This is a genomic window from Georgenia satyanarayanai (assembly GCF_023715365.1).
Taxonomy (GTDB): domain Bacteria; phylum Actinomycetota; class Actinomycetes; order Actinomycetales; family Actinomycetaceae; genus Oceanitalea; species Oceanitalea satyanarayanai_B.
In genome coordinates, this window is record NZ_JAMBNZ010000005.1 from 121,092 (window position 1) to 140,663 (window position 19,572).

Annotated in this window: 17 protein-coding genes; 8 read left to right on the forward strand and 9 right to left on the reverse strand. The window is 74.8% G+C overall.

Annotation, left to right across the window (positions count from 1 at the left end; all coding sequences use genetic code 11):
- Positions 1 to 3: 3 nt before the first annotated feature.
- The 3 genes from hisN to M3148_RS08330 all read left to right on the forward strand — a co-directional run bounded on the left by hisN (position 4) and on the right by M3148_RS08330 (position 2,166).
- Positions 4 to 807 carry a histidinol-phosphatase gene (gene hisN, locus M3148_RS08320; protein ID WP_251304211.1) on the forward strand — a complete coding sequence of 268 codons (804 nt, stop codon included), beginning with the start codon at positions 4 to 6 and terminating at the stop codon, positions 805 to 807.
- Positions 808 to 877: 70 nt separating this feature from the next.
- Entirely contained in the window at positions 878 to 1,591 is a 714-nt protein-coding gene (locus M3148_RS08325; RefSeq protein WP_251304212.1) for an alpha/beta fold hydrolase, read from the forward strand.
- Between the two features lie 32 nt (positions 1,592 to 1,623).
- Positions 1,624 to 2,166, forward strand: coding sequence for a J-domain-containing protein (locus M3148_RS08330; RefSeq protein ID WP_251304213.1), 543 nt, complete (start codon positions 1,624 to 1,626; stop codon positions 2,164 to 2,166).
- Here M3148_RS08330 and M3148_RS08335 read toward each other — a convergent pair.
- A complete protein-coding gene (locus M3148_RS08335; protein WP_251304214.1) occupies positions 2,101 to 4,086 on the reverse strand; it encodes a COG1470 family protein in 1,986 nt (661 codons plus the stop codon). The two genes, M3148_RS08330 and M3148_RS08335, sit on opposite strands and share 66 nt — an antisense overlap.
- Positions 4,087 to 4,240: 154 nt before the next feature.
- Between M3148_RS08335 and M3148_RS08340 the strand changes: the two genes are divergently transcribed.
- Both M3148_RS08340 and M3148_RS17850 read left to right on the forward strand, forming a co-directional pair.
- A complete protein-coding gene (locus tag M3148_RS08340) occupies positions 4,241 to 5,446 on the forward strand; it encodes an exonuclease SbcCD subunit D (protein ID WP_251304215.1) in 1,206 nt (401 codons plus the stop codon).
- 1 nt (position 5,447) lies between these two features.
- Positions 5,448 to 8,447: an AAA family ATPase gene (locus M3148_RS17850; protein WP_285883838.1), complete on the forward strand. Its 3,000-nt coding sequence runs from the start codon at positions 5,448 to 5,450 to the stop codon at positions 8,445 to 8,447.
- Between the two features lie 3 nt (positions 8,448 to 8,450).
- Here M3148_RS17850 and M3148_RS08355 read toward each other — a convergent pair whose 3' ends face one another.
- Genes M3148_RS08355 through M3148_RS08365 form a run of 3 tightly spaced genes read right to left on the reverse strand, consistent with a single transcriptional unit; the run spans position 8,451 to position 10,905 of the window.
- A complete protein-coding gene (locus M3148_RS08355; RefSeq protein WP_251304216.1) occupies positions 8,451 to 8,933 on the reverse strand; it encodes a DUF6912 family protein in 483 nt (160 codons plus the stop codon).
- Positions 8,934 to 8,968: 35 nt separating this feature from the next.
- Positions 8,969 to 10,258 (reverse strand): nucleotide-binding protein, encoded by a 1,290-nt coding sequence (locus tag M3148_RS08360; RefSeq protein ID WP_251304217.1) that lies wholly within the window; start codon positions 10,256 to 10,258, stop codon positions 8,969 to 8,971.
- Positions 10,255 to 10,905: a hypothetical protein gene (locus M3148_RS08365; protein ID WP_251304218.1), complete on the reverse strand. Its 651-nt coding sequence runs from the start codon at positions 10,903 to 10,905 to the stop codon at positions 10,255 to 10,257. Before M3148_RS08365 ends, M3148_RS08360 begins: the two co-directional genes overlap by 4 nt.
- A gap of 137 nt (positions 10,906 to 11,042) precedes the next feature.
- On the opposite strand from M3148_RS08365, the gene M3148_RS08370 reads away from it, so the two are divergent.
- The gene (locus tag M3148_RS08370; RefSeq protein ID WP_251304219.1) at positions 11,043 to 11,258 is read left to right on the forward strand and encodes a helix-turn-helix domain-containing protein; all 216 of its coding nucleotides are present in this window, start codon (positions 11,043 to 11,045) and stop codon (positions 11,256 to 11,258) included.
- Positions 11,259 to 11,268: 10 nt separating this feature from the next.
- On the opposite strand, the gene M3148_RS08375 is transcribed toward M3148_RS08370, so the two are convergent.
- Complete coding sequence (locus M3148_RS08375; protein ID WP_251304220.1) at positions 11,269 to 11,778, reverse strand: DUF2642 domain-containing protein; 510 nt, start codon at positions 11,776 to 11,778, stop codon at positions 11,269 to 11,271.
- Between the two features lie 92 nt (positions 11,779 to 11,870).
- On the opposite strand from M3148_RS08375, the gene M3148_RS08380 reads away from it, so the two are divergent.
- Entirely contained in the window at positions 11,871 to 12,806 is a 936-nt protein-coding gene (locus tag M3148_RS08380; protein WP_251304221.1) for a LysM peptidoglycan-binding domain-containing protein, read from the forward strand.
- Positions 12,807 to 12,873: 67 nt separating this feature from the next.
- Positions 12,874 to 13,281, forward strand: a complete 408-nt coding sequence (locus M3148_RS08385; RefSeq protein WP_251304222.1) for an Rv3235 family protein — start codon at positions 12,874 to 12,876, stop codon at positions 13,279 to 13,281.
- A 4-nt stretch (positions 13,282 to 13,285) separates the two neighbouring features.
- Here M3148_RS08385 and M3148_RS08390 read toward each other — a convergent pair whose 3' ends face one another.
- From M3148_RS08390 to M3148_RS08405, 4 genes are all read right to left on the reverse strand, one after another.
- A complete protein-coding gene (locus tag M3148_RS08390) occupies positions 13,286 to 13,903 on the reverse strand; it encodes an FMN reductase (protein ID WP_251304223.1) in 618 nt (205 codons plus the stop codon).
- A gap of 20 nt (positions 13,904 to 13,923) precedes the next feature.
- Entirely contained in the window at positions 13,924 to 15,111 is a 1,188-nt protein-coding gene (locus tag M3148_RS08395) for an LLM class flavin-dependent oxidoreductase (protein WP_251304343.1), read from the reverse strand.
- Between the two features lie 149 nt (positions 15,112 to 15,260).
- Positions 15,261 to 18,200 carry a preprotein translocase subunit SecA gene (gene secA, locus M3148_RS08400; RefSeq protein ID WP_251304224.1) on the reverse strand — a complete coding sequence of 980 codons (2,940 nt, stop codon included), beginning with the start codon at positions 18,198 to 18,200 and terminating at the stop codon, positions 15,261 to 15,263.
- Positions 18,201 to 18,273: 73 nt separating this feature from the next.
- Positions 18,274 to 19,542: a winged helix-turn-helix domain-containing protein gene (locus tag M3148_RS08405; protein ID WP_251304225.1), complete on the reverse strand. Its 1,269-nt coding sequence runs from the start codon at positions 19,540 to 19,542 to the stop codon at positions 18,274 to 18,276.
- Positions 19,543 to 19,572: the final 30 nt, after the last annotated feature.

The following is a 19,572-nucleotide window of genomic DNA, read 5'->3' on the forward strand; positions in this document are numbered from 1 at the left end:
GCCATGCCCATCACGCGTCTCCGGTACGACGACGACCTGCGCCTGGCCCACGTGATCGCCGACCAGGTCGACGCCCAGACGATGGCCCGCTTCCAGGCCCTCGACCTCGTCGTCGAGACCAAGCCGGACCTCAGCCCCGTCTCCGACGCCGACAAGTCCGCCGAGGAGATCGTGCGCGCGCAGCTCGGCCGTACCCGGCCGCGCGACTCCGTCCTCGGGGAGGAGTTCGGCACCACCGGCCGGTCCTCGCGCCAGTGGATCATCGACCCCATCGACGGGACGAAGAACTTCGTCCGCGGCGTGCCGGTGTGGGCCACGCTCATCGGGCTGGTCGAGGACGACGAGGTCGTCCTCGGCGTCGTCTCCGCCCCCGCGCTGGGCCGCCGCTGGTGGGCCACCCTCGGGTCGGGGGCCTGGACCGGCCGCTCGCTGTCCTCCGCGCGCCGGCTGCACGTGTCCAGCGTGTCCCGCATCGAGGATGCCTCGCTCAGCTACTCCTCCCTGGACGGCTGGGCCGAGTCCGCCCGGCTGCGCGCCTTCCTCAACCTCGCCCAGCGCTGCTGGCGCACCCGCGCCTACGGCGACTTCTGGTCCTACATGCTCGTCGCCGAGGGCGCGGTCGACCTCGCCGCGGAACCGGAGCTCGAGACCTACGACATGGCGGCCCTCGTCCCGATCGTCACCGAGGCCGGCGGGAAGTTCACCAGTCTCTACGGCGCGCCCGGGCCCTTCGGTGGCAACGCCGTGGCCACCAACGGCCTCCTCCACGACGAGGTCCTCCAGATGCTCACCGCCCAGGAGGACTGAGCGCCGGGGATCTTCCCCGGCGCTGCCCCCCGGCACTACGCTCGGCCGCAGTCGACGAGCGGAGCACGCCATGGCACACCCGGTCATCCTCGTCCCCGGCTTCTGGCTGGGCGCCTGGGCCTGGGAGGGCGTCCTCGCCGAGCTGACCCGGGCGGGGTGCGAGGCGCAGGCGCTCACGCTGCCCGGCCTCGAGGCGGCGGACACCGAGCGCTCGGGCATCACCTTCGAGGACCACGTCGACGCCATCTGCGCCGCCGTCGAGGCCACCGGACGCCCCACCGTGCTCGCCGTCCACAGCGGTGCGGGCTTCTCCGGCTACGCCGCGAGCGACCGTCTCACCGACCGCCTCGCCGCCATGGTCTACGTCGACACCGCACCGGGCGTGGGCGCCATGGACCCCGGCTTCGACGGCGCCGAGATGCCCCTCGACTGGGAGTCGCTCGCGGCCGAGGAGAACCTCGACGGCCTCAGCGAGGAGCAGCTGCAGACGTTCCGCGCCCGCGCCGTCCCCCAGCCGGGCGGTGTGCTGCGCGGGGCGGCCGACCTCGTCAACGACGCCCGCCGCGACATCCCGAGCACCTTCGTCTGCACGAGCTTCACCGCTGAGGCCTACCGGGACTACGCCGCCGAGGGCACGATGCCCTGGCTCGCGGGCATCCCCGAGCTCACCGACACGACGTGGATCGACCTGCCCACCAGCCACTGGCCGATGTGGTCTCGTCCCCGCGAGCTCGCGGCCGTCATCGCCGAGGTGGCCGGGGCGGAGGCGAGCGCGCTCACGTAGTCGCCCCGGGGGTGGCGCGGAACAATGGGGCGATGACCGAGCGCCGGCCGCACGACGTCCCCGTCGAGACCTGGGTGGACCGCCTCGTCCGCGACGCCGCGGCACGCGGGGCCTTCGACAACCTGCCGGGCGCGGGCAAGCCGCTGCCCGGCATCGATGAGCCGCTCCACGAGGACTGGTGGATCCGCCAGAAGCTGCGCGGCGAGAACCTGCCCCTCGACGGTCTCCTGCCCCCGGCGCTGCTCCTGCGCAAGGAGCTCGCCGCCCTGCCCGAGACCGTGCGCCCCCTGCGTGAGGAGACCGCCGTCCGGGAGTCCGTGCGCGCGCTCAACCGGCGGGTCGCGGACTACATCCGCGCCCCGAGCGGGCCGGTGCTGCCGGTCGCCCCCGCGGACGCGGACACCGTCGTCGCGCAGTGGCGCTCCAGCCGGGCAGGGGAAGCGCCGGGGGACGCGCCCGACCGCGACGGGCCGGTGCCGCCCGCGCGTCCCGGCCGGCGGTGGTGGCGGCTACGCCGGACGCGCCAGCACCCCGCCGACGTACCCCGCGACGGCGCCGGTCCAGACGAGGAGTAGGCCCGGGGCGAGGGTGAGGACGGCCCTCCGCACGGTGATCGCCGCGACGACGTAGGCGACCGACAGGAGGATGACGAGGAGGGCGGTCTTCCGCGTGAGGCTGCCCTTGCCGGTCACGCCGAAGGCCATGGCGACGGCGAGCACGGCGAGCAGCACGCGGGCCGCCGCCGCGACGAGGTGAGTCGCCTCGTCCGGGGAGATGTCCGCGACGTTGCCGAGCGCCGCGAGAGGGGCGGTCCAGACGATCGTGAGCCCGTCGGCGGCAGTGAGGAGGTTCCACGGCAGGAGGGTGCCGAGCAGGACGAACGCGGCGCCGCCGAGCACGAGGAGCGTGCGCAGCAGGGGGCGCCGGTCGGAGCTGTGCTGGGTGAAGGTGGCCTGGGCGAGGAGCCGGCCCTCGCCGTCGTCGGCACTGACCTCGAGCTCCCGGGTGACCGACTCCCCACCCTGCGGGAGCGGGGCGTCGACCGTCATCCGGGCCTGTCCGACGCCTCCGGGCGGTGCGCTCACCACGGGCGGCGTGAAGGTCACCCGGGCCGTGCCGTGGGAGTCGACCGCACCGAGGCGGACCGCGAGCGGCCCCTGCCCCGCGGTGTTGTCGACGGCGAGGGCGAAGGTCCCGTGGCGGGTGTCGGTCCGGGTGAGGTGACGCGGCGTCACGTGCAGCTCCGCCGTCGTGATCGGCGACGGCGTCATCGTCACCTCGAGCGACCCCGGCGCCTCGTGCTCGGTGGCGCCGTCAGCCGCGACGACCGAGAAGGGCCGCACGACGGTCCGTCCGCGCGGGACCACCTCGGTGAGCTGGACGTGTCCGCGGGCCACGGCGACCTGGCCCGGCGGGACGAGGAGCCGCTGCGGCGCAATGCTGACGACCAGGGTGCGGGCGGGGTCCCGGCCCGCGAGGGTGAGCTCCACCGGCTCCTGGCCGCCGCGGTTGTCGACATGGACCTCGAAGTCCGCGGCGACCGCGTTCGTCACCCGCAGCTCGCGGGGCGAGAGGCTGACCCCGACGGGTACCACCTCCGGCTCGGGCGAGGTGTGCTGGACGAGGGTGAAGGTCGCGGTGGACTCCCCGCCGTCGTTGGCGGCCGTGACCGTGAGCTGCCGCGTCGCGTCCTGCCCGGGGGCGGGAGCCGGGGCCATGAAGTGGCCGCGCACCTCGACGAGCTGGCCGGCCGGCACCTGGACCACGCGCGGCACGAAACCGAAGCGCACGACGCCCTCGGGGTCGGCGCCGGACAGCTCGAAGCGCTGCGGGAAGTTGGCCCGCCGGTTGTCGATCCGCACGGCGAAGCGGGCGCGGGCCTCGTCGGTGAGCCGCAGGAGGCGCGGCTGGACGTCCAGCGTGGCCGGCGGCCCGTACGGGGCGACGGTGAGCGTCACCGGCACGGTCGCGCGCCGGTCCGGGGCGGACTCCGAGCAGACGTGGAGGCTGAGGGTCAGCCGCTGGGCGGGGACGAGCGCACCGTCGCGGATCCGCAGGACGACCTCGAGGGTGCCCTCGTCACCGGGCATGAGGCGCAGCGGCGCGGGGCCCACTTCGAGCCACTCGGGCGGCTCCTCCGCCTCGACGACGACGCCGTCGACCACCGAGGACCTGTTGGAGACCCGCGCGGTCACGGTCGCCGGCTGCTCGGGGACCAGCGTGACGTCCGTGGTGGCGGCGTGGACCTCGGGTGCGCGGGCGTCCGCCGGCGCGGTGCGGACGGCGGTCGCGGTCTCCGCCTGGGACGCCGGGGCCACGGCCTCGGCCGTCTCGACCGCATTGACGGTGTCCGGGACCGTCGCGACGGCGGGGTGCCCGCCGATGGTCGTCGCGCCGGTGTCCCACCCGAGGTAGGTGTCGCAGGCGCGGCAGAACTGAGTTCCCTGCGGGTTTGCGGCCCCGCAGCTCTCGCACACGTCCTCGGACATCGACATCCCCGTGACCCCTCACCGGACCGCCTCGATCGTACCGCCGGCCGTGGCCGATCCTCCCTGCCCGAAGGGGCAGGGAGACCTGCCCGGGCGGCCCGGGAGGCGCCGTCCCGCGGGGCTCCACGGCGATGTCGGTGGCCGCGGTTACCGTCGGACCATGCGCATCCTGCACACCTCGGACTGGCACCTGGGGCGCACCCTGCACGGGGTGGACCTCGTCGAGCACCAGTCCGCCTTCCTCGACCACCTCGTCGAGGTGGTGCGCCAGGAGCGCGTCGACGCCGTCCTCGTCGCCGGTGACGTGTACGACCGCGCGATCCCGCCGGTCGCCGTCGTCGACCTCCTCACCGACGCCCTGCTGCGGCTCACCGAGCTCACCCGCGTCGTCCTCACCCCGGGCAACCACGACTCCGCCACCCGGCTCGGCTTCGCCGCCCCGCTCTTCCGCGAGCGCCTCGCTGTGCGCGCACGGGTGGAGGGCCTCGCCCGCCCGCTCGAGCTGCCGTCCGCCGACGGTGAGTCCTCGGCGCTCGTCTACGCCCTGCCCTACCTCGACCCGGACACCACCCGTCACCGTCTCGCCGAGGAGGACGACGACGGCGCCCCGGTCGTCCCCGCGCGCTCGCACGAGGCGGTGGCCGCGGCCGCCATGCGCCGGGTGCGCGCCGACCTCGCCTCCCGGCGTGCCACGGGCCCGCGTGTGCCCGCCGTCGTCATGGCCCACGCCTTCGTCGTCGGCGGGCGGGCCTCGGAGTCCGAGCGGGACATCCGCGTCGGCGGTGTCGACGCCGTCCCGCTCGACGTCCTCACGGGCGGGGAGCACGCACCGGACTACCTGGCCCTGGGCCACCTCCACGGCCCGCAGCGCGTGGGACCGGAGCGGGGCGGCACTCTCGCCCGGTACTCGGGCTCCCCGCTGGCGTACTCCTTCTCCGAGATGCACCACACGAAGTCGAGCGTGCTCCTCGAGCTCGGCGCCGGCGGCGCCGGGCACGTCGAGCTGCTCCCCACGCCCTGCCCTCGGCGCCTGTCGGAGGCGTCGGGCAGCCTCGAGGAGCTCCTCTCCCCCGCCTTCGACGCCCAGGCGCAGGACTGGGTGCGGCTGGCCGTCACCGACGCCGCGCGGCCCCGGGACCTGTACGCCCGCGTGCGGGCGCGCTTCCCGCACGCGCTCGTCGTCCAGCACCGTCCCGCTGTGCCGCTCACCGGCGGCCCGGCGCGCGCTGTCACCGCGGCGCGAGACCCGCTCGAGGTGACGGCCGAGTTCGTCCAGGAGGTCACCGGCGGTGCTCCCACCGCCGCCGAGACCGCCGTGCTGCGTGCCGCCTACGAGGCTGCCCTCGCCGCCGAGAGGAGCGCCTGACATGCGCATCCACCACCTGAGCCTCGAGGCCATCGGGCCCTTCGTCGGGCACCACGAGGTCGACCTCGACCAGCTCTCCGCCGGCGGGCTCTTCCTCCTCGAGGGGCCCACCGGCTCTGGCAAGTCGACCCTCATCGACGCCATCACCTTCGCTCTCTACGGCACCCTGGGCAGCCCCGCGCGCGACGACCGTCTGCCCTCGGCGCACGCCGCCGGCGCGGAGCCGGTCATCGAGGTCGTCTTCTCCACCGGTGCGGGCATCTACCGGGTGCGCCGCACCCCCGCCTTCCAGCGCCCCAAGCGTCGCGGCGAGGGCACCACCCGGCAGAACGCCACCGCCAGGCTGTGGCGCCTGGAGTCCGTCTCGGACCCCTCCGGTGAGCCGCTCGCCGCCACCACGCAGGAGGTCGGCACCGAGGTCCGGCGCATCGTGCGGCTGGACCGCAGCCAGTTCAGCCAGACCGTCGTGCTCCCCCAGGGCCGTTTCTCCACCTTCCTGCGGGCCAAGCCGGACGAGCGCGCCGCCGTCCTCCAGGACGTCTTCGGCACCGAGGTCTACCAGCGGGTCCAGGACCAGCTCGTCGCCATGGCGCGCGAGGCGCGCAAGGAGCTCGAGGCGGCTCGCCGGGAGGTCACCGGGTGCGTGGGCAACCTCGGCTCCCTGCTCCCCGACGACGACGCGTCCGTCACCGTCCTCGAGCAGGCGGCCGCCGAGCTCGACTCCCCGGCGATGGAGGAGGCCGCGTCCGCCGTCGTGGCCCGCGCCGAGAGCGAGCACGCCGCTGCGGAGACGCGCCGCGAGGAGGCGCGCGCGGCCGAGCGGGCGGCCCAGCGGGTGCTCGACGCCGAGCGGGACCTCGCCCAGCGGGTCCGCCGCCGCCGGGAGCTGCTCGCCGAGCAGGAGCAGCTCGCGGCGCGCGCGGACGCCGTCACGGCTCTCGGGGAGGAGCTCGCGGCTGCGCGACGGGCCGCCGTGGCCGCCGGGGCGCTGCGGGCCGAGGCAGCGGCACGAGCCGCCGTCGAGCACGCCGAGGAGCAGCTCGCCCGGGTGTGCGCTGCCTCCGCCGACGGCCCCGACGCGGACCTCACCGACCTCGGGCTCGGCGCCCTGCGGGAGCTGGTCACCGCACTCACCGGCGAGCGCGGAGGTCTCGTCGAGCTCCTCACGCTCGAGGCCGGCCTGGCCGGCCGGGAGGCGGCGGTCGAGGCGGACGGGACCGCCCTCGCCGCGCGGCGCACCGCGCTGGAGGGACGCCGTGCGGTTCTCGCGTCGCGGCCCGGCCAGCGCGAACGGCTCTCGCAGGCGCTGAGCCGGATCCAGCGCGAGGCGATGAGCGTGCCCGCCGCCGAGGCCAGGGTCACCGCCTGCCGCGCGGTGCGTGACGCCGCCCGCGACGTCGCGCAGCGGCTGGCCCAGCTCGTCGCCGCCGAGGCTGCGGCCACCGCGGCCACCTCCCGCGCCACGGCCGCCACGCAGGAGGAGCAGACCGTCAGGAGCCGCTGGATCGCCGGGATGGCGGGCAGCCTCGCCGCGGAGCTCGAACCCGGCACGCCGTGCACCGTGTGCGGCGCCACCGAGCACCCCGCCCCCGCGCCACGCTCCCCGGAGCACGCCACAGCGGAGGACGTCGACGCCGCCGCGGCCCGGCGCGCCCGGGCGGAGGACGCTGTCGGGGCTGCCCGCGAGACCCGCGCCCAGGCCGAGGCCCGCCTCCGTGCCGCGCAGGAGGCCTCGGGCGGGACGGCCCTCGCCGACGCCGAGGAGTCCCTCACGGCGGCCGAGCAGGAGCTCAAGGACGCGCGGGACGCCGTGCGCCTGGCCGCGCTGCACGAGCAGGAGCTCGCCGTCTTCGACGAGGAGACCGACACGCTGCGGGGGGCCGTCAGCGGCGAGGAGAACGCGCTCGCCGCCGCCACCGAGGAGCTCCGGGGCCGGCGCGCCGCACTCGCCTCCGACCGCGAGCGCTGCAGCCGTGGCGCCGCGGAGGCGGGCACCGTCGCGGCCCGGGTCCAGCGCATCGAGAGCCGGCTGAGCACGGCGCGCCGGGTGGTGGAGGCCCGCGACGCGCACCACGCCGCCCGTCGGCGCCAGGACGAGTCGGCCGCCGCCCTGGCCGCCGCACTCACCGAGTCGGGCTTCGCCGACGCCGCGCAGGCCACCGCCGCCCAGCTCCCCGCCACCCGGATGGCCGAGCTCGAGCGGGAGGTCGCCGAGCACGGCGGCGCGACCGCCCGGGTGCGCGAGTGCCTGGCCGAGGCACCCATCGCCTCGCTCACCGGCGAGGAGGTGCCCAGGGTCGAGGAGACGCAGGCCCTGCAGGCGGAGCGGCAGACCGCGCTCATCTCCGCTACCGAGCTCGCCGGCCGGGCTGCCGACTCCCTCGCCCGGCTGCGCCGCTGCCACCGGTCCCTCAGCGAGGTGCTCGCACGGCACCACGTCGTCACCGAGCGCGCCGCGCCGGTGCTGCGGATGGGGGAGCTCGCGGCCGCGGGCGAGGGCAACGCCCGCGCCACCACCCTGTCGACCTTCGTCCTGCTGCGCCGCTTCGAGGACGTCGTCGCCGCCGCGAACGACCGCCTCGCCGTCATGTCCGACGGCCGCTACTCCCTCACCCGGATCGACGAGCGGGAGGGGCGCTCCCGCAAGGCCGGCCTCGGCCTCGCCGTCCACGACCACGTCACCGAGACCACGCGCGACCCCCACACCCTGTCCGGAGGGGAGACCTTTTACGTCTCGCTGTGCCTGGCCCTGGGCCTGGCGGACGTCGTCACGAGCGAGGCCGGCGGCATCTCCCTCGACACGCTCTTCATCGACGAGGGCTTCGGCTCCCTCGACCCGCACACCCTGGACGGCGTGCTCGGCGAGCTGAGCCGGCTTCAGGCCGGGGGCCGCGCCGTCGGCATCGTCAGCCACGTCAGCGAGCTCAAGGAGCGCATCGCCGACCGCATCGAGGTGCGCCGGCTGCCGTCCGGCGCCTCGACGCTCACCGTGCGGGCCTGAGGGTCAGCCCCGCAGCTCGCGGGCGAGCACCTCACGCTCGACGATGTCGTGCCACAGGAGGTCGTGCTCGGCGGCGCGGTCCACGGCGGCGTCGTCCGTGAGCGCGGCGGTCACCGCCTCCTCGGCCCCCGGCTCGTCGACGTGGATGCTCACGACGTCCGACCACGGGACGATCGCCCGCACCTCGACCGCGCTGGGAAGCTGGTCATCGCCCTCCTGCCACGGGCGCGCACGCTCGGGGACGACGACGCCGGAGTCGGGCACGTCGGCCGCGACGACCACCCGGCGGGGCACCGCGGAGGACGCGGCCCGCAGGTGGACGACGCTCTCGTCGGCGGCAGCGAGCATCGCGCTCGCCTCCAGGCCCTCGTCGTCCTCGTCCGGCAGCGCGCGGCGCAGCTCGGCGGTCACCGCGTGCGCCCAGCGCGGCGGCAGACCGGCCGGTCGGCTGAGGTCCGCGCTCGTGGCCGGCAAGTAGATCCGCATACCGGCATTCTTCCGCACGGACGTACGAAAGCGCGTCACCCCGCGCCGGTGCGGCCCGCCCGGAGAACGCGCCCCGGTGTCCTGCGTCGCCGGCGGCCGGCCCGGGACTCCGCCGCCGGTCCGGCCACCCGCTCGGCGAGGTCCCGCAGTGCCGTGCGCGCCCTGCTGCCGGGGGCGACCTCCGCGAGCGTGGCGCCGCGCAGCACGGCGCGGTCGAGCGCTGGCCGGTCGTCGGGCACGAGCACCGGCGCGCTCACGCCGGCAAAACGGGCGAGGGACTCGACGACGGCCTGCTCCGGGCTCGCGCCCGTCGCCGAGCCACGGACCCGGTTGACGACGACCACGCGCTGGGCGTGCGGCGCGGTGACCCCCGACTCGGTGAGCTCCTGCAGCGCCATGACGAGACGGTGCATCCCGACCGGCTCACCGGCACCGACCACGACGACGACGTCCGCCGCCCCCAGCGCCGACAGTGCCGCCTGGTGGCGGCGCGGGGCGATCCCGGAGGTGAGGCCGCCGACAGGGTCGTCGATCCCCGCCCCGACGTCCAGGACCGTCCACCCGGCCAGCTCCCGGGCCCGCTCCCACACGACGTCGAGCGAGGCGGCGGGCAGCTCGCGCCACCGGTCGGCCCGCGTGAGACCGGTGAGGAGCCGCGGCCCGCGCTTTAGCCGTCGCGTGAGGCCGCGGAGGGACTCGGCGTCGAGCCGCCCGTCACCTGCAAGACGCGCGGCAGCAGCGAGGCCCGCGGTCTCGTCGAGGACACCGAGCACCTGCGTGACGCTCGGCGCCTCGGTGTCTGCGTCCACGAGCAGCACCTCGCCGCGCTCGCTCAGCTCCTGGGCGAGGTTGACGGCCACGGTCGTGCGCCCGGGCGAGCCACGTGGCCCCCACACGACGGCGACCCGCCCGGCCGCGTCGCCGATGTCCTCGGCCGTGGGGACGGGCGGGGCCGGCGCCGCGACGACGGCCGGTTCGCTGCCGGCGAGCTCGGCGACCACCCGCGCCCACTCCGCCGCGCCCGCGGCCTCCCACGTCACCGTCGTCGCGCCCAGGGCCCGGCACCGGTCGGCGTCGTCCTCGGCAGCGACGAGGACGGTGCGCACCCCGCTGCCCGCCAGCTGGCGCAGCACCGGCCGGTCCAGTCCCGGCAGCTCAGCCGACAGGACGGCGAGGGAGCCCAGCCCAGCCAGACCCGCGGCCAGGACCTCGGGCACGTCGGCGCAGCGGCGCACCACCTGCACACCGGTGCCGGGCGCGTCGAGCAGGGACACGAGCTCGGCCTCCTCCGGGCCGGTGAGGGCGAGGAGCACGCCGGTCGTCACGGGCCGCCGCCCGGGACCGGGACGACGACGATCCGCCCCTCCCCGCTCTGCGCCCCGAGGACGGCGGGCAGCTCCTCCTGCGGGACGAGGACCTGGACGGCGGAACCGCCGGCACCGGCGAAGAGCGAGTCCGCCTCGAGGAGGTCGGAAACGAGAAGCCCCTCGGCGAGCAGGCGCGGGGGTTCCCGCTCGCTACCCTCCTGCAGCCCGAGCAGGGCGGGAGCCGTCACCCACAGGTCGACGGTCGCACCCTTGACGACGCCACTGGGAGCGGCGCCCGGCAGGCCGACGACGACCGGGCGCAGGTCCACCTCGGCCGAGCTGCCGACGGCGGCGGCCGGCACGAGCTCCCCGGCACCCACGACCCGGGTGACGACGGCGTCGTCGGGAAGATCCTCACCCGCGACGACGTAGGCGTCGGCGAGGCCGTCGGGCCGCACGGCGTGCGGGCGCAGCTCGGCGTCGGCCAGCCGGTCGCCGGGCGTCAGCGCCTCGACGGCGAGGAGGACGTCGGTCGTGCGGTCGGCCCGGGCGACCGCCCAGCTGCCGAGCGCCACCGAGGCGGCGACGAGGAGCACGCCCACCCCCAGGCGCGGGTCGCGCCAACTGGGACGTCTCAGCCGCTGTGCTCCGTCGTCGTCGCTCATCGCACTCCCCTCCGCGTGCTTGGGCCTATGGTGCCCGCTCGACGCCGGGCGCGGGCGCGTTCTCCACAGCGTTCTGTCCGGCCCCGCCTGTGCACAGGGTGGACCGCCGGACCCCACGCCGGTGACAGAATGGGCCTATGGCGCGCTTCCTCACCCTCGCGGACGTCGCGGAGGAGCTGTCGGTGTCTGTGGCTCAGGCCCGCTCCCTCGTGCGCTCGGGCGACCTGCCGGCGATCCAGGTGGGCGGCCGCGGGGTGTGGCGCGTGGAGAGCGTGGTCCTCGAGGAGTACATCCAGCGGCAGTACGCCCGCACGCGCTCCGCCCTGGCCCGTGGGGAGGACCTCGGCGACTGAGCCCGCCGGGTCAGGCGGTCTGCACTGCCAGCACGTGCGCGAGCGCGACGGCGACGGCGGTGCCCGGCCCGGCCTCGACGTCGACGTGGTCGGCCGCGACTCGCGTGATGCGGCCCCGGTAGTCACCGGCCGTCGTCCGCACGACGACCTCGCTCTGCTCCCGGGCCACGGCGCGCAGCACGTGCGTCAGCCGCAGCCGCCGCTCGACGACGGGGGCCTCGGGCGCCGCCACCCCCAGTGACCGGGCCGCCGCCACGGCGGAGGTCGGCACGAGGACGCGGCGGCCGGCGTCGCCGAGGAGGAGCCACTGCACGGCGGCGTCGAGGACGGTGCCGCGGACGTCGCTGCCGTCGCGCAGCCGCACCGTCACCTCCCGGCCCTGGCGCGCGCGGAGGCGGTCCGCGAGGGACACCTGTGCCTGCTCAGCCTCGGCGAGGTCGGCGACCTCCTCGTCCTCGGCCAGTCGCGCCGCCTGGAGGAACTGACGCTCGAGGTCGTCGAAGAGAGCTTCCCACCGCATCGGCCCACGGTAGTGCGCGTCCACACCCGGCGCTCCCCTCTGGACAGCGGTCCCGAGGAAGCGTAGACATGTGACTCAAGTCGCATCAAACGATGCCAAACGCCATCATCCGACACTACTCGGAGGCACCGATGCTCCGTACCGCCGCTCTGGCCGCCGTCGCGCTCGTCGCGTCGGTCCTGCTCGGCTGGTGGTGCGTAGAGCTCGCGTCGCGCGGGGCCTCACGCGTGGACGAGGCCGTCGCGCTGGGGGCGGCGGCGAGCGGCACGCTCGTCGCCGCCTGGTACTCGCTGACGGCCATCGCTCTCCTCCTCGCCCAGCTGGCCGAGCTCGGCCGGCGCGCCCCGCGCCTCGCCCGCGGCTTGCGGGCCGCCGTCGGCATGGCGGGGGCACCGGTCCTGCGCCGCGCCGCGGTGCTCGGCGTCGGTGCCGGGCTGGCGCTTGCAGCCGTGCCCGCGAGCGCGGGTCCCGCGGCGGACGACACGGTCCCCCACGACCTACGGCCCGGGGTGGGCTCCCTCTCGGTCCCGAGCGCGGGGCCGCCGGAGGAGGTGCCCGGTGCGGAGGAGACGGCGCAGGGTGCGACGTCCGTGCCGGAGCCCTCGGCGCCCGCGGACGAGAGCCCCGAGGAGCCGGCAGGCTCGCCGCGAACGCCGTCCCCGCGGCCGGACACCCCCTCGGCCGCTGCGGAGAACAGGGGCACGGTCGCCCCGTCGAGCGCGCGGGGCACCGCCGCCACGGTCGCGGCCGTCTCCGGCACCGGCGCAGCGGCGGACACCCCCACGGCACGCCCGCACGCGGCCGCTGGGAGCGAGGTGGACCGCGGCACCACGAGGTACGTCGTCGAGCGCGGCGACTCGCTGTGGTCGATCACGAAGGCGCACCTGGGCGAGGGCGCCACCGACGCCGAGATCGCGGCCGAGTGGCCGCGCTGGCACACGACGAACCGCGCCGTCATCGGCGCGGACCCCCATCTCATCCACCCGGGCCAGGCTCTGCTGGCCCCCGACCCCGAGGAGCAGCGATGACCACGCTCGCCCCACCACTCGCCTCACCGGCACCTTCCGTCGAGTCCGGGCTCGAGGACGCCCGCACGTGGGACCGGGTGCGCTTCAGCGCGGAGACGCCTGCCGAGGCCGCCGACCCGCCCCCGAGGGGGCCGAGCTCAGCGGCCTGCCGCCCGTCGGACCGTGGGCGGGCACGCTCGTGCGCGCCGCGGTCGAGGTGCTGACGGGCAGCCGGCCCACCGCGCAGCTGGCCCGCTGGCTCAGCGCCGAGCTCTACGAGTCGCTCGCCCGGCGGGCCGGCCTGGCCGTGCGGATCCTCGGCCGCCCGAACCCCGCACTGTGCGCGCGGGTGCGCAAGGTCCGCTGCACGGAGGTGCGGCCCGGGGTCCACGAGGCCGCCGTCGTCGTCCACGACGGCGTGCGGATCCGGGCCGCCGCCGTCCGGGTGGAGTGCCACCGTGGGCGGTGGCGGGCCACCGCCCTGGAGATCGGCTGAGCGGCTACCGGCCGAGGAGGTCGGCGAAGTCGGGGACGGCGTCGAACTCGTCGGCCGCGGCGGCGCGTGCCGGGCGCGTGGCCACCTTCTCGGCGAGCTCGCGGCCCGCGCGCCGGATGCGCGCGGGCAGCGAGCTGACGTCGTCACCGTGGCCGGCCCAGTCGTCGGTGGCCGCGAAGACGGCCGTGCTGACGACGTCGGCGTGGAGGTAGGCGAAGAGCGGGCGCATGGCGTACTCGGTAGCCAGGGAGTGGCGCGGCGTCCCGCCGGTGGCGCCCATGAGGACCGGCACCTCACGTAGCGCGTCCTTGTCGATGACGTCGACAAAGGACTTGAACAGCCCCGAGTAGCTCGTCATGAAGACCGGGGTGACGGCGACGATCCCGTCGGCGCCGGTGACGGTCTCCAGCGCGGTGCGCAGCTCCCCGGCGGGAAAGCCGGTGAGCATGGCGTTGGTGATGTCGTGGGCGAGGTCGCGCGGCTCGATCGTCACGACCTCGGCCGCGATCCCGCGCTCAGTGAGCGCGTCGGTGGTGGCCTGGGCGAGCCGGTCGGCGAGCATCCTCGTCGAGGAGGGCTGGCTGAGGCCGGCGGAGACGACGGCGATGGTGCGGGTGGTCATGTCTGTTCTCTCCTCGGTGGTCACAGGCCGACGGCGGCACCGCGCGTGGCGGTGGCGGCGGCCTCGTCCTCGGCGCGGCGGCCGGTCCAGCGGTCCTCGCCGGCGACGTGCGGGTCACCGGCCTTGCCCTCGGCCCGGGCGCGGGCCACGCGCTCGGCGTGGCTGGGCGGGTTGGAGGGGACGTGCGCCGGGCGCTTGGACTCGTTGATCTCCCGCAGCGCGGGGACGATCTCCTCGGCGAGGATGTCGATCTGCTCGAGGACGGTCTTGAGCGGCAGGCCGGCGTGGTCGATGAGGAAGAGTTGGCGCTGGTAGTCCCCGACGTGCTCGCGCATGGTGGCGTACCGGTCGATGACCTGCTGCGGCGAGCCGACGGTCAGCGGGGTCTCCCGGGTGAAGTCCTCCATCGTCGGGCCGTGGCCGTAGACGGGGGCGTTGTCGAAGTACGGGCGGAACTCGTTCCACGCGTCCTGGGAGTTCTTCCGGGCGAAGAACTGCCCGCCGAGCCCGACGATCGCCTGGTCGGCGCGGCCGTGGCCGTAGTGCTCGTAGCGCTGGCGGTAGTACTGGACCATGCGCTCGGTGTGCTCGAGGGGCCAGAAGATGTTGTTGTGCAGGAAGCCGTCGCCGTAGTACGCGGCCTGCTCGGCGATCTCGGGAGTGCGGATCGAGCCGTGCCACACGAAGGGCGGCACGCCGTCGAGGGGGCGCGGGGTGGCGGTGAAGCCCTGGAGCGGGGTGCGGAACTTGCCCTGCCAGTCCACCACCTCCTCCTCCCACAGGCGGCGCAGCAGCGCGTAGCTCTCCACGGCGAGGTTGACGCCCTGGCGGATGTCCTTGCCGAACCACGGGTAGACCGGGCCGGTGTTGCCGCGGCCCATCATGAGGTCCATGCGACCCTCGCTGATGACCTGGAGCATCGCGTAGTCCTCGGCGATCTTCACCGGGTCGTTCGTCGTGATGAGCGTCGTGGCCGTGGACAGGGTGATGTGCTTCGTCCGCCCGGCGAGGTAGCCGAGCATCGTCGTCGGGGACGACGCGACGAAGGGCGGGTTGTGGTGCTCGCCGGTGGCGAAGACGTCCAGCCCCGCCTGGTCGGCGTGCTCGGCGATGGTGAGGATGGCGCGCACCCGCTCCGTGTCGTCCGGCGTACGGCCCGTCGTCGGGTCGGTGGTGACGTCACTGACGGTGAAGATCCCGAACTGCATGTCGTGCCAGCCCCTCACATTCGATGCGTTTGCATGTACACCCGGTCCAACGGGTGGGGTCGGGCTTCTATTCCGACCGCACTGAGGCCTCCGTCACCGGCACGCGCGAACGCCCCGCACTGCATGGCAGTGCAGGGCGTTCGTGGGTGTCAGCGCCTCTTGGAGGCCTTGGCGGCGCGCCGCCGGGCCTCGCGGTTGCCGCCGCCCGCGGCGGCCTGAGCTGCTCCGGCGTCCCCGCTCCCGGCGGCGGAGCCCTTGGCACCGTCGGTGCGGACCGTGGGCCGGGTGTCACCGTCGGCGGACGGGGCGGTGTAGGTGAGGGAGGTGGGCCGCTGCGGCTCCTCGAGCCCGACGATCTGCGGGCCGCCACCGAAGGACGCGGGCGCCTCCTCGCCCTGCGCACCGTCCGCAGACCGGTTGGCGGTTACGGACCTGGCGCCCGCACGGCGCCCGGAGGGCTTGCCGTCGGCCGCGCCGTCACCAGAGGCGCTCGTAGCGGTCGCACCGAGCCGGGCGCCGGCAGCGGTCTGCGCGGCCGCGTCGGCGGTCACGCCGCCCTGGCCGTTGCCCGCCTGCGCGTCCTCCGGCTGCTGGACCTTGACCTCGAGGTTGAAGAGGTAGCTGACCGCCTCCTCCTTGATGGCCTCGTTCATCGCCTGGAAGAGCTGGTAGCCCTCGCGCTGGTACTCCACGAGCGGGTCACGCTGGCCCATGGCGCGCAGCCCGATGCCCTCCTTGAGGTAGTCCATCTCGTAGAGGTGCTCGCGCCACTTGCGGTCGAGGACCGAGAGGACCACGCGCCGCTCGAGCTGGCGCATGACGGCGGGGGTGAGCTCCTCCTCGCGACGCTGGAAGGCGAGGTGGATGTCCGAGCGCAGCTCCTCGACGAGCATGTCGGCGCTGAGCCGGTTCTGCCCACCGGCCTCCTCGACGACGTCCTCGGCGGTGATGGAGACGGGGTAGACGCGGGCCAGCTCGGCCCACAGCGTCTCCAGGTCCCACGCGGCCGAGTCCGGCGAGGCCGTGTACTCGCGGACCAGCGCGGAGACGGCGTCGTCGAGGAAGCTCTGGACCTGGTCCTCGAGGTCCTCGCCCTCGAGCACCCGGCGGCGCTCCTCGTAGACGACGGTGCGCTGGCGGGACAGGACGTCGTCGTACTTGAGGACGTTCTTGCGGATCTCGAAGTTGCGGCCCTCGACCTGCGCCTGCGCGGAGGCGATCCCGCGGGAGACCATCTTCGCCTCGAGGGGCATGTCGTCGGGGAAGGCCGAGCCGTCCATGACCCGCATGGCGAGCCCGGAGTTGAACAGCCGCATGAGGTCGTCCTCCATCGACAGGTAGAACCGGGACTCGCCCGGGTCGCCCTGTCGGCCGGAGCGGCCGCGCAGCTGGTTGTCGATGCGGCGGGACTCGTGGCGCTCGGTGCCCAGGACGTACAGGCCGCCGAGCTCGACGACCTCCTCGTGCTCCGCGGCCACCGACGCCTTGGCCTCCTCGAGGGCCTCGGGCCACGCGGCCTCGTACTCCTCGGGGCTCTCCTCGGGGTCGAGGCCACGCTGGCGCAGTGTGTCGATCGCGATGTGCTCGGCGTTGCCACCGAGCATGATGTCGGTGCCGCGGCCGGCCATGTTGGTGGCGACGGTGACGGCGCCCTTGCGGCCGGCCATCGCGACGATCGCCGCCTCACGGGCGTGGTTCTTGGCGTTGAGGACCTCGTGCGGGACGCCCTTGCGCTTGAGCAGGGCGGAGAGCAGCTCGGACTTCTCCACGCTCGTCGTGCCGACGAGGACCGGCTGGCCCTTGGCGTGGCGCTCGACGATGTCCTCGACGATCGCCTTGTACTTCACCTGGGCGTTCTTGTAGATGAGGTCGGGCTGGTCGATGCGCTGCATGTCCCGGTTGGTCGGGATGGGCACGACGCCGATGCTGTAGGTGCTGGAGAACTCCGCCGCCTCGGTCTCGGCGGTACCGGTCATGCCGGAGAGCTTGTCGTAGAGGCGGAAGTAGTTCTGCAGGGTGATCGTGGCGAGCGTCTGGTTCTCCGCCTTGATCTGCACGCCCTCCTTGGCCTCGATGGCCTGGTGCATGCCCTCGGAGTAGCGGCGCCCGGCCAGCACGCGGCCGGTGTGCTCGTCGACGATGAGGACCTCACCGTCGGTGACGATGTAGTCCTTGTCCCGCTTGAACAGCTCCTTGGCCTTGAGGGCGTTGTTGAGGAAGCCGATGAGCGGGGTGTTGAGGGACTCGTAGAGGTTGTCGATGCCGAGGTGGTCCTCGACCTTGGCGATGCCCGGCTCGAGCACACCGACGTTGCGCTTCTTCTCGTCGACCTCGTAGTCGTCGTCGCGCTTGAGGCGCGTCGCCAGCCGCGCGAACTCGGCGTACCACTTGTTGGAGTCGCCGGACGCGGGCCCGGAGATGATGAGCGGGGTGCGGGCCTCGTCGATGAGGATGGAGTCGACCTCGTCGACGACGGCGAAGTGGTGGCCGCGCTGGACGAGCTCGGTGGTCGCCCACGCCATGTTGTCGCGCAGGTAGTCGAAGCCGAACTCGTTGTTCGTGCCGTAGGTGATGTCGGCCTCGTACTGCTTGCGGCGCTCGTCGGGCTTCTGGCCGGACAGGACGACGCCGGTGGTAAGCCCGAGGAAGCGGTAGACGCGGCCCATGAGCTCAGCCTGATAGCTGGCGAGGTAGTCGTTGACGGTGACGACGTGGACGCCCTTGCCGGTGAGCGCGTTGAGGTACGCCGGGAGCGTCGCGACGAGGGTCTTGCCCTCACCGGTCTTCATCTCGGCGATGTTGCCGAGGTGGAGGGCGGCGCCGCCCATGACCTGGACGTCGAAGTGCCGCTGGCCGAGGGTGCGTCGGGCCGCCTCCCGGACGGTGGCGAAAGCCTCGGGCAGGAGGTCGTCGAGGGTCTCTCCCGCGGCGAGCCGCTCCTTGAACTGGTCCGTCTCGGCGCGCAGCTCGGCGTCGGTGAGACCGCTGACGCTCTCCTCCAGCGCATTGACCTGGTCGGCGGTCGCGGTGAGCTGCTTGAGCACCCGTCCCTCGCCCATGCGCAAGATCTTGCTGAGGATCGAAGCCACGCGGTTCCACTCCCGGTTCGACAGTCGGCGCCGTTGACGGCGTCGGGCGCACCGTCGGTGCGCACGCCTGCCGTCAATGGTAAACGTCTGCGTCCGTCTGCCGAACCCTGTCCAGTTCCGCTCCGAGCGGACGGGCGAGGTCACCGGCCGCGGCGGCGTCCACGGCGACGGCGTGAGCACCCAGCCACCGCGCCGTCGTTGCGAGCTCGGCGGCCAGCTCCGCGACGACGACGGCGGGTGCGGGCCAGGTGGCGGCGTCACCGGGCCCGGGCTGCTCGAAAAAGGTGCTGCGCACGAGGAGCCGTGCCGTGTCGCGGTCGTGCTTGAGGTCGGCCCGGGCGACGAGGTGCTCCCCGAGGAGGAAGGGCAGGACGTAGTAGCCGTGCGTGCGCAGGTGGGCGGGGGTGTAGATGCCGATGCGGTAGTGCATGCCGAAGAGCTCGAGCAGGCGGCGCCGCTCGAAGACGAGGGGGTCGAAGGGCGCGAGGAGGGCGCGGGCCGGGGTGCGCCGGGGGACCCGGGCGGCCTCGTGCATCCAGGCGGGACGGTCCCAGCCGGCGACGGTCACCGGAAGGAGCTCACCGGCGTCCACGAGCTCGTCGACCGCGCGGCGGGTGACGCGCTGGCCGAGGCGGAAGTAGTCCGCGAGGCAGCGCAGCGTGCCCACGCCGTGGGCGCGGGCGGAGATCCTGACGAGCTCGCGGACGGCGTCCTCGGGCGCCGGCGCGGGCCGGTCGCGGACGTGCGGCGGCAGCACGCGCTCGGTGAGGTCGTAGACCCGCTCGAACTGGGCGTTGCGGCGGGCGGCGGTGAGCTCCCCCGCGTCGAAGAGCGTCTCGAGGGCCGTCTTGGCCGCGCTCCAGCGCCATCCCCAGCCCTCGCCGCGCTCGGTGTAGCGCGCGTCGACGAACGCCTCGACCTCGCGGCCCGTCAACGGCCCGCGCTCGGCGACGACCTCGCGCACGAGCCGCAGCAGGCCGGGATGGCGCTCCTCGAGGACGGCGGGGTCCATGCCCGCCCAGCGCCGACGCGTCCCCGCGACGAGCGGGTATGTCTCGACCGGCAGGTAGGAGGCCTCGTGGGCCCAGGCCTCGACCATCCGCCGCGGCGCGCGGCCGGAGGCACGGTCGAGGAGCGCCGTGTCGTAGGGCCCCAGGCGGGCGAGGAGCGGGAGCAGGTGCGCGCGGGCGAGGACGTTGACCGAGTCGATCTGGAGCAGCCCGATGCGGTCGAGGGTGGCCGTGAGGTGACGCATCGTCACGGCCTGCGGCCGGGGGCGGTCCAGGCCCTGGGCAGCGATCGCCACCCGGCGGGCCTGGGCGAGGCTCAGCGTGCGCGTCACCCGGGTGACGCTACCGGGCCGGGCGCGACG